The organism is Verrucomicrobium sp. BvORR106, from assembly GCF_000739655.1.
Taxonomy (GTDB): domain Bacteria; phylum Verrucomicrobiota; class Verrucomicrobiia; order Verrucomicrobiales; family Verrucomicrobiaceae; genus Verrucomicrobium.
Window position 1 is genome coordinate 1 of record NZ_BATR01000080.1, and the last position, 9,778, is coordinate 9,778.

At 59.7% G+C, this 9,778-nt stretch carries 6 protein-coding genes and 4 pseudogenes; 9 read left to right on the forward strand and 1 reads right to left on the reverse strand.

The window, feature by feature from the left end; translation table 11 throughout:
- A pseudogene (locus tag BV106_RS11870) lies at positions 1-275 on the reverse strand (hypothetical protein); the annotation flags it as partial.
- Between BV106_RS11870 and BV106_RS11875 the strand changes: the two are divergent.
- The 9 genes and pseudogenes from BV106_RS11875 (at position 274) to BV106_RS11915 (ending at position 9,044) form a co-directional block, all read left to right on the forward strand.
- A complete protein-coding gene (locus tag BV106_RS11875) occupies positions 274-480 on the forward strand; it encodes a hypothetical protein (protein ID WP_265595591.1) in 207 nt (68 codons plus the stop codon). The pseudogene BV106_RS11870 and the gene BV106_RS11875 sit on opposite strands and share 2 nt — an antisense overlap.
- A gap of 20 nt (positions 481-500) precedes the next feature.
- Positions 501-2,330: a hypothetical protein gene (locus BV106_RS11880; protein ID WP_038164757.1), complete on the forward strand. Its 1,830-nt coding sequence runs from the start codon at positions 501-503 to the stop codon at positions 2,328-2,330.
- An 82-nt stretch (positions 2,331-2,412) separates the two neighbouring features.
- Positions 2,413-3,012 carry a hypothetical protein gene (locus tag BV106_RS38365; protein WP_038164759.1) on the forward strand — a complete coding sequence of 200 codons (600 nt, stop codon included), beginning with the start codon at positions 2,413-2,415 and terminating at the stop codon, positions 3,010-3,012.
- Between the two features lie 58 nt (positions 3,013-3,070).
- Positions 3,071-4,024, forward strand: a complete 954-nt coding sequence (locus BV106_RS11890) for a hypothetical protein (protein ID WP_038164761.1) — start codon at positions 3,071-3,073, stop codon at positions 4,022-4,024.
- A gap of 56 nt (positions 4,025-4,080) precedes the next feature.
- Positions 4,081-5,024: pseudogene (locus BV106_RS11895) on the forward strand (hypothetical protein).
- Between the two features lie 56 nt (positions 5,025-5,080).
- Positions 5,081-6,033 (forward strand): annotated as a pseudogene (locus BV106_RS11900) (hypothetical protein).
- A gap of 56 nt (positions 6,034-6,089) precedes the next feature.
- A complete protein-coding gene (locus BV106_RS11905; RefSeq protein WP_081891678.1) occupies positions 6,090-7,034 on the forward strand; it encodes a hypothetical protein in 945 nt (314 codons plus the stop codon).
- A gap of 56 nt (positions 7,035-7,090) precedes the next feature.
- Entirely contained in the window at positions 7,091-8,044 is a 954-nt protein-coding gene (locus BV106_RS11910; protein ID WP_038164767.1) for a hypothetical protein, read from the forward strand.
- Between the two features lie 56 nt (positions 8,045-8,100).
- Positions 8,101-9,044 (forward strand): annotated as a pseudogene (locus BV106_RS11915) (hypothetical protein).
- Positions 9,045-9,778 lie beyond the last annotated feature (734 nt).

A 9,778-nucleotide genomic window follows, 5' to 3' on the forward strand; every position in this document is an offset into this window, starting at 1 on the left:
ACGATCAGCAGGTGGTGGAAGCGTTCTCGAGGCTGGGTGTCGCCATGTTCACCGGGGCAGCCAGGCCGGGAAACCTGGGAGGCCTGTCTGCTGAGCAGCGGCGCACCGCCCGCGAGAGCAAGCTGGGTCGGCTGCTGGATGCTTTTGCGGTCAGGCTCTCGTCCGTCTTTGGCCGTGTTGGCAGGGAGACCCAGCCAGCGGCGCAGGAAATGATGGGGGCGTTCCCCCTGGACCCGGTTGACAATTCTAACCTTGAAAACGAAAATGAACATCATGGCTCTACCCGCCCATCTGAAGAAGGCGCTCGATCAGGGCGAAGCGGTCAGCCTCGCCTTCGACCACAAGACTGGCAGCGTGAGCGGCCGGGTGTTGACGCCCGAGGAGCTGGAGAAGCAGCATCAAGAAGCTTCCGAGAAGTTTACGCAGGGCTTCCGGCCGAAGTTTCTTCCCCCGTTGCCGAAGCCTGGCGGCAGCGCATAGCGCCGGCAGAGATCGCGGCGGTGGCCGCGGGGCGCAAGCCGGCGTTTCACGAGTACCTGGGGGACGAGGCTGCGCCGCTGGCGCAGGCTCTGGGCAGGGAGTTTCCCGGTCTGCATGTGGAGGCGTTCGACGGCCATCTGGTGGTGGCAGATCTGGATCTGGTGGGCACCATCGCTGGCACCGCAGATCCTGCCGCGGCCTCGGCTGCGCTGCGTGAGGCTGCGCTCTCGGACAACATCGGTGAGTATCTGGGGTACGGCGTGCCACATTGGAATGAGGCGGATGCCATCGTCACCCTGCGGGATGCTTCCGGTGAGATGCTGGCCGGATTCCACACCCTGAACGAAGGGGTGGAGGACTTTGCACGGGATCGTGCGCAGGACTACGCGGCCTACCTCGGGCCGGGAGTGACGGCAGAGATCGAGCTCAAGCGCAAGCCACAGCCACAATCTCAGCCGAAATCTCAGCCGCAAGGGCAGTCGGGGGATCAGGGGCAGAGTCAGGATCAAGTTCCGTCTGCCTCACAGGGGCTGTCTGGAGCGCCGTCGCAGGCAGGGGATCCGCAGGGGGCGGCTCCGGCACCAGCGGGCACCGGCAACACGGGGCTGGCGGCTCCGGCCTCGCGGGAGAGGGCAGCCCAGTACTTTGAGCAGGCCTTCGCGGCCTCCTCCGCGCTCTTCCAGCACCTGGGACTCGGGATCGAGGAAATCCACACGGAGGCAGAGGCCGCAGCGCGCGGCATTCCCGCGCACATCTCCGTGGGCGTCTCACGGGATGGCCGGCGCCTGGTGGTGGTGCGCCCGCGGCTGGAGCCTGGCACCACGGCCGCGCTGGCGGCAGCCATCACGCGGGAGGAGCTCATCCATGCCGCGTGGATTGCGGCCCTGCGGGAGCAATGGCGGCGCGATCCCCAGGGGCGCACCTTTCAGGACCATCTGCGGCATAAGGAGGGGCGCATCCTGGAGGAACTGGAGCTTACCGAGGCAGGGCGGGAGGCGCTGCTCAATACGGTGAACATCTATCACGGCCAGGGGCGTACGCAGACCGGGCCGCTCTACACCAGCTATGACCAGGCGCGGGCCGCGGTGGACGGAGGCCTGAGCGGCATGGTCACCGAACTGGCGCGTCAGCTCATCCAGATGCGGGAGGGCGGTCGCCTCTCTGAGCATGTCTTTGCCCGCACCATGCGCCGCCTGCGGGACTGGATGCGCAAGGCCCTGCGAGGTCTGAAGAAGCTGGCCGCCCGGCCAGAGAACGCCAGCCCGCTGCTGAACCAGGCCATCCGGGATACGGAGGCTATTCTGGAGGGGCGCGATATCTCCCCCCTCGCCCTGGGATGCAGAGGCCACGGAGTACTACGGAGCCCCCTCCTGGGGGGATGGCCCACCGCCCGCCATGCTGCGCCTGGAGGTGCCGGAGACTGCGCCAGACATGGCCGGGCTCTTCACCCCCACCGCGGAGGGCGTGCGTGGTTTCCAGGGCCAGGTGGCGCAGGCTGCCGTGCCGGCGCTGCCTGTGGTCCTCACTGGCGTACAGCCCACGGTGCTCACTGCTGCGGGGGCGCCGGGCGGGGTGCCGCTGGCCGTGCTGCCCAAGGTCTTTGCAGACATGGACCGTTTGAAGCTCAACCCGGAGGAGAAACAGGCGCTGGTGGATCACCTGCTGCGGCCGATTGCCGTGTTTGGACCTCGAACCCCGCCCTACAGCGTGCGCGTGCTCACGCCGTATCTGGAGGAGGGGCGGCCCGTGCTGGCGGAGGTGTTGTTGCATCGTACTCGCTCAGGGGCGGTGGAGCATCAGGTGAGTGGGCTGGTGGGGATGGAGAAGGAGGATGTGGTACGTTTGTTTAATGGGCAACTACTTTATGAGAGCAATGTGAGGTCGGCTTTGTGGATCGATGAATTCGGTTCAAAATTGCCACCCAAGCGAGGGATGATCTATAGCAGTGCGCAGAGCTACATCCTCAGTCCTGAGAAGGTGATGGAGTGGCATCAGAAACAGAAGACACCGCTGCCACCGGAATTGAAGGCAGGGGCCGTGTTCGACAAGGTGAAGAAGCATCTGCCCAGGGCCAAGGATTCGCTGCCCGTGCTGGATGCGAATCTCGCAGACCAGGCTCTGATCGATCAGGCAGAGAAGTTTCTGCGGGATCATCCCGTGGTGGATGCCCCTGGGGCGGGGCGCATCCTGCTGGCGCATCCGGAGAAAGGCAGCCTGAGAACGAGGGCGGAACACCTGGTGGCTTCTCATGCGGTGACAGACAGCTACAAGATGGGCCCCAGAATATCGAAGCCGGAAAAGTCCCTGTCTCTGCCGGCGATGGTGCAGACCGTGGCGGACTACCATCTGATCCTGGAGCACAAAGGGGCGCGGATCTATGTCAGATGTTATGTCAATGGCGACATTCACGCCGTGTTCACCTCCGCGAATGCAATAAACACCCCCCATGGCCCGGTGCAGGAAACGCTCTCCAGTCAGAGAATCCTCAAAGACGGGCTTGATGGTGCCAAGATCATCAAGGTCCGGGAGTAACATGCATCTGTCTGTGGTCCCTGTTTGACAGACGGGGGTTTAAGCCGCAATTTATGCGATGACAGAGGGGAACAGAAGGCCCGGGATGCCCTGGTGGTGGACGCCGGTGTACAACCAGCAGGAGCCTGGGCAGAAGCTGCTGAGGCAGGCAGAGCCTTTGCTGAGGAAACTCGGGTTGGATCTGGCCGAGTACTTTACTGAGGAGGAGGCGGAGGTGGGCGGGGTGCCCGCGCACATCACGCTGGGGGTGGATGCGGCGCGGATGCGCCTCATGGTGGTGTATCCACGGTGGGATGGACGCTTTACCGAAGAGCGGCTGGCCAAGAGAGTGGGCGTAGAGCTCATTGATGCAGCATGGGCCTCGATCATGCACCGGCGCTGGGAGCTCAAAGGGAAGAAGACGTCCTTTGCCGAGTATCTCCAGCTTCAGGAGCGACTGCTGCTGGCCGCGCTGGATCGTTGCAAGCCCGCAGCGTTGGTCTTTCTCCAGGCGGCCAACATCTGGTGTGGAAAGGGGAAGGAGGATGAGTATCCACCCTTCGCCCGCAAGGCCGAGGCACGGGAGAAGGTTCATAATTGGTTACCGGGGATGATGTTGGAAATTGGTCTTGAGATGGTAGAGGTGAGGCGGTCCGAAAAAATTGAGCAGCGAGAGTACAATGCAGCAATGCACCGTCTTCTTGGTTGGCTGAGTAAATGCCTGCAACTACTGAGAGCTGCGGCAGCGGATCCCGCTACGACATGCACACCGATAACCGAGGCTCTCAAGCTGGGGCGGGTGATCCAAAATCGCGAATACACATACTATTCGTATCGCAGCAGTATGTTTAGGTACGGCGAAGATGGCTGTGCGCGGGGCTGGGCCTCTGTGGACGAAAACAGCTATTTGTTCCAAAACTACCGACGGAAAAAGCTGAGAGAGCAGGAGCGGATGGCCGCCAATGAAGCAAAGACCAGCGAGTCGAACAATGCGGAGAAAAGGGAAATAACAAATGCGCCAACCAGTTCCTGAAGGGGAGGAGTTGTTCCGCCGTTTGACAAATCCGGGATTGGGTCGCAATTTATGCGATGACAGAGGGGAACAGAAGGCCCGGGATGCCCTGGTGGTGGACGCCGGTGTACAACGAGCAGGAGCGTGGGCAGAAGCTGCTGAGGCAGGCAGAGCCTTTGCTGAGGAAACTCGGGTTGGAACTGGCCGAGTACTTTACTGAGGAGGAGGCGGCGGTGGGCGGTGTGCCCGCGCACATCACCCTGGGGGTGGATGCGGTGGGGATGCGGCTCATGGTGGTGTATCCGCGTTGGAATGGGCGCTATACGGATGAAAAGATGGCACAGCGGGTGGGAGTGGAGTTGATCGATGCAGCGTGGGCCTCAATCATGCACCGGCGCTGGGAGCTCAAAGGGCAGAAGACGTCCTTTGCCGAGTATCTCCAGCTTCAGGAGCGACTGCTGCTGGCCGCGCTGGATCGATGCAAGCCCGCGGCGTTGGTCTTTCTCCAGGCGGCAAATGTTTGGTGTGGTTGCGGAAAGGAAGATGAATGCCCCCCCTTCGCCCGCAAGGCCGAGGCTCGGGAGAAGGTTCAGAATTGGTTGCCGGGGATGATGACGGAAATTGGTGTGGAAATGGCCCAGTTAAGAGATCGCAAGAGAATTCAACAGCGCGAATACAACGCGGCGATGCACCGGCTGCAAGGGTGGTTGTGCAAGTGTTTGCAACTTTTGCGGGTGAATGTGGCGCACCTAGGTTTGGTGCAGGAGTCGGTGATCGAGGCATTGAAGCTAGGGCGAGCAATTCAAAATCGTGAATATGTGCGTTACTCATATCGCAGTTCTTTTTTCCGGTACGGCGGGGGGGCTGGGCGTCGGTAGATGAGAATAGCAAGTTTTTTGAGTTCTACCGCCAACACTATCTCAATCAGCCACCTAGAGAGACTGCTAGGACCGAGGGAGATACCAAGGAAGCGACTGAATCATCAGCGCGGGAAATAACAAATACCCAACCCAGTTCATGAAGAGGAAGGGTTGCTCTGCCGATTGACAAAATCGGAATTGAGTCGCAATTTATGCGATGACAGAGGGTAACAGAAGGCCCGGGATGCCCTGGTGGTGGACGCCAGTGTACAACCAGCAGGAGCCTGGGCAGAAGCTGCTGCGTCAGGCGGAGCCGTTCCTGAAGAAGCTCGGGGTGGAGCTGGCCGAGTACTTCACTGAGCAGGAGGCGGAGGTGGGCGGGGTGCCCGCGCACATCACGCTGGGGGTGGATGCGGCGCGGATGCGTCTCATGGTGGTGTATCCACGGTGGGATGGACGCTTTACTGAAGAGCGGCTGGCCAAGAGAGTGGGGGTGGAGTTGATCGATGCAGCATGGGCCTCGATCATGCACCGGCGCTGGGAGCTCAAAGGGCAGAAGACGTCCTTTGCCGAGTATCTGCAGCATCAGGAGCGACTGCTGCTGGCCGCGCTGGATCGTTGCAAGCCAGCATCGTTGGTCTTTCTCCAGGCGGCCAACATCTGGTGTGGAAAGGGAAAGGAAGATGAGTATCCGCCCTTCGCCCGCAAGGCCGAGGCACGGGAGAAGGTCCAGAATTGGTTGCCGGGCATGATGTTGGAAATTGCACGGGAGATGGTGGATGTGAAGAGATTTAAGAAGATAGAGCAGCGGGGCTTCAACGCGGTGATGCATCGTTTGCGAGCTTGGCTGCGCAAATGCCTGCAACTGCTGAGAGTTGCAGCGGCAGATCCTGTCATGGCATGTGAACCAATAACAGAGGCGCTGAGATTGGGAAGATTGATTCAGAATGGAGAACCATTCTCGATCCGTATCGCAGCAGCATGTTTAGGTACGGCGACAATAGCGGCGGACGGGGCTGGGCCTCCGTGGACGAGAGCAGCTACCTGTTTGAAATTTATCGGCGTGACCGTCTGAGAGAGCAGGAGCGGATGGCCGCCATTGAAGTAAAGACCAGCGAGACGGACAATGCGAAGGAAACGGAAATAACAAATACACAACTCAATTCCTGAAGGGGAAGGGTTGCTCCGCCGTTTGACAAATCCGGGATTGAGTCGCAGTTTATGCGATGACAGAGGGGAACAGAAGGCCCGGGATGCCCTGGTGGTGGACGCCGGTGTACAACGAGCAGGAGCGAGGGCAGAAGCTGCTGCGTCAGGCGGAGCCTCTCCTGAAGAAGCTCGGGGTGGAGCTGGCCGAGTACTTTACTGAGGAGGAGGCGGAGGCGGACGGTGTGCCCGCGCACATCACCCTGGGGGTGGATGCGGTGGGGATGCGTCTCATGGTGGTGTATCCGCGTTGGAATGGGCGCTATACGGATGAGAAGATGGCACAGCGGGTGGGAGTGGAGTTGATCGATGCAGCGTGGGCCTCAATCATGCACCGGCGCTGGGAGCTCAAAGGGCAGAAGACGTCCTTTGCCGAGTATCTCCAGCTTCAGGAGCGACTGCTGCTGGCCGCGCTGGATCGATGCAAGCCCGCGGCGTTGGTCTTTCTCCAGGCGGCAAATGTTTGGTGTGGTTGCGGAAAGGAAGATGAATGCCCCCCCTTCGCCCGCAAGGCCGAGGCTCGGGAGAAGGTAAAGAACTGGTTGCCGGGCATGATGACGGAAATCGGTCTTGAGATGGTGGAGGTGAGGCGGTTCAAAAAAATTGAGCAGCGAGAGTATGATGCAGCAATGCACCGTCTTCTTGGTTGGCTGAGTAAATGCCTGCAACTGTTGAGAGCGGCAGTGGCGGCGGATCCGGTGATGACATGCGAGCCGGTGATGGAATCCCTACAGCTAGGGCGGTTGATTCAAAACCGAGAAAAGTTCAGATACTCTTTTCGAAGCTCCTTCTTCAGATATGGAGGGGGAGGTTGGGCCTCTGTGGACGAAAACAGCTATTTGTTCCAAAACTACCGACGGAAAAAGCTGAGAGAGCAGGAGCGGATGGCCGCCAATGAAGCAAAGACCAGCGAGACGAACAATGCGGAGAAAAGGGAAATAACAAATGCGCCAACCAGTTCCTGAAGGGGAGGAGTTGTTCCGCCGTTTGACAAATCCGGGATTGGGTCGCAATTTATGCGATGACAGAGGGGAACAGAAGGCCCGGGATGCCCTGGTGGTGGACGCCGGTGTACAACCAGCAGGAGCCTGGGCAGAAGCTGCTGCGTCAGGCAGAGCCGTTCCTGAAGAAGCTCGGGGTGGAGCTGGTCGAGTACTTCACTGAGGAGGAGGCGGAGGTGGGCGGGGTGCCCGCGCACATCACGCTGGGGGTGGATGCGGCGCGGATGCGTCTCATGGTGGTGTATCCACGGTGGGATGGACGCTTTACTGAAGAGCGGCTGGCCAAGAGAGTGGGGGTGGAGTTGATCGATGCAGCATGGGCCTCGATCATGCACCGGCGCTGGGAGCTCAAAGGGCAGAAGACGTCCTTTGCCGAGTATCTGCAGCATCAGGAGCGACTGCTGCTGGCCGCGCTGGATCGTTGCAAGCCAGCATCGTTGGTCTTTCTCCAGGCGGCAAACATCTGGTGTGGAAAGGGGAAGGAAGATGAGTATCCGCCCTTCGCCCGCAAGGCCGAGGCACGGGAGAAGGTTCATAATTGGTTACCGGGGATGATGTTGGAAATTGGTCTTGAGATGGTAGAGGTGAGGCGGTCCAAAAAAATTGAGCAGCGAGAGTATGATGCAGCAATGCACCGTCTTCTTGGTTGGCTGAGTAAATGCCTGCAACTACTGAGAGCTGCGGCAGCGGATCCCGCTACGACATGCAAACCGATAACCGAGGCTCTCAAGCTGGGGCGGATGATCCAAAATCGAGAATACACATACTATTCGTATCGCAGCAGTATGTTTAGGTACGGTGATGATAGCGGTGGGCGGGGCTGGGCCTCCGTGGACGAGAACAGCTACCTGTTTGAAATTTATCGGCGTGATCGTCTGAGAGAGCAGGAGCGTATGGCCGCCAATGAAGCAAAGACCAGCGAGACGAACAATGCGGAGAAAAGGGAAATAACAAATGCGCCAACCGGTTCCTGAACGGGAAGGGTTGTTCCGCCGTTTGACAGACGGGGGTTTAAGCCGCAGTTTATGCGATGACAGAGGGGAACAGAAGGCCCGGGATGCCCTGGTGGTGGACGCCAGTGTACAACGAGCAAGAGCGTGGGCAGAAGCTGCTGAGGCAGGCAGAGCCTCTCCTGAAGAAGCTCGGGGTGGAGCTGGCCGAGTACTTTACTGAGGAGGAGGCGGAGGCGGACGGTGTGCCCGCGCACATCACCCTGGGGGTGGATGCGGCGCGGATGCGCCTCATGGTGGTGTATCCACGGTGGGATGGACGCTTTACCGAAGAGCGGCTGGCCAAGAGAGTGGGCGTAGAGCTCGTTGATGCAGCATGGGCCTCGATCATGCACCGGCGCTGGGAGCGCAAAGGGCAGAAGACGCCCTTTGCCGAGTATCTGCAGCTTCAGGAGCGGCTGCTGCTGGCCGCGCTGGATCGTTGCAAGCCAGCATCGTTGGTCTTTCTCCAGGCGGCAAACATCTGGTGTGGAAAGGGGAAGGAAGATGAGTATCCGCCCTTCGCCCGCAAGGCCGAGGCACGGGAGAAGGTTCATAATTGGTTACCGGGGATGATGTTGGAAATTGGTGTGGAAATGGCCCAGTTAAGAGATCGCAAGAGAATTCAACAGCGCGAATACAACGCGGCGATGCACCGGCTGCAAGGGTGGTTGCGTAAAAGCTTGCAGATACTCAGGTCGGCGGCTGCCGATCCAGCCATGGCATGTGAGCCCTTGAACGAGGCTCTTAAGTTGGGCCGGATCATTCAAAATCGCGAATTTTTGCTCGATTCGTATCGATGTTCATTTTTTAGATATGGAGGGGGGGGTGGGCCTCAGTGGACGAGAGTAGTAAGTTCTTTGATTTTTACCGCCAACATTATCTCAATCAGCCACCTAGAGAGACTGCTAGGACCGAGGGAGATACCAAGGAAGCGACGGAATCATCAGCGCGGGTAAAAACAAATGCCCAACCCAGTTCATGAAGAGGAAGGGTTGCTCTGCCAATTGACAAAATCGGAATTGAGTCGCAATTTATGCGATGACAGAGGGTAACAGAAGGCCCGGGATGCCCTGGTGGTGGACGCCGGTGTACAACCAGCAGGAGCCTGGGCAGAAGCTGCTGCGTCAGGCAGAGCCGTTCCTGAAGTGCCTGGCGAGTTCCTTTTGAGCAGGCACTCTACGAGAGGGTTCGCACCCCTGACCTCGAACCCGAGAGCTCTAAGTCAGGAGTGCAGGTTGCCAGCAAGCCAGCCACCTTTTGGCCCATACTGCACGGTCTCTCACGCACGAGCTTGCATCTAAAGCTCCAGGGCTGCTCACGCATAGGGTCATAAGAAAGATGCACTTCACCTACGAGGCGAAGGATGCTAGTCCAGGTAGCGAACATGTCAATCGATTTTGGTGCGCGGATGGAGTGAGTGTGTGAGCGGAATTCAGGTTCCCTCTTGCGGGGGAGAAGGCCAGGTGAAAGCAGTCGCATGGCGATGCCAGAGGTGAGGGCAATCGTATCGAGATCGCCGGGGAAGCGCACACCGCCGATAGCCAATCCTCCGCCATGGAGAAGGGCGCAGAAGCGGTGGCGGCTCAGAAACCGTTGGAGACGGGCGCTCAAAGCACTGCGCCCGACCACAAGGCCAGCAAGCAGCAGACTTACACGGCCGCGACCGCGGTCGTGGACGCGACCGCACAATCACCTGCTGAGGCGAGGGCGGCGCGG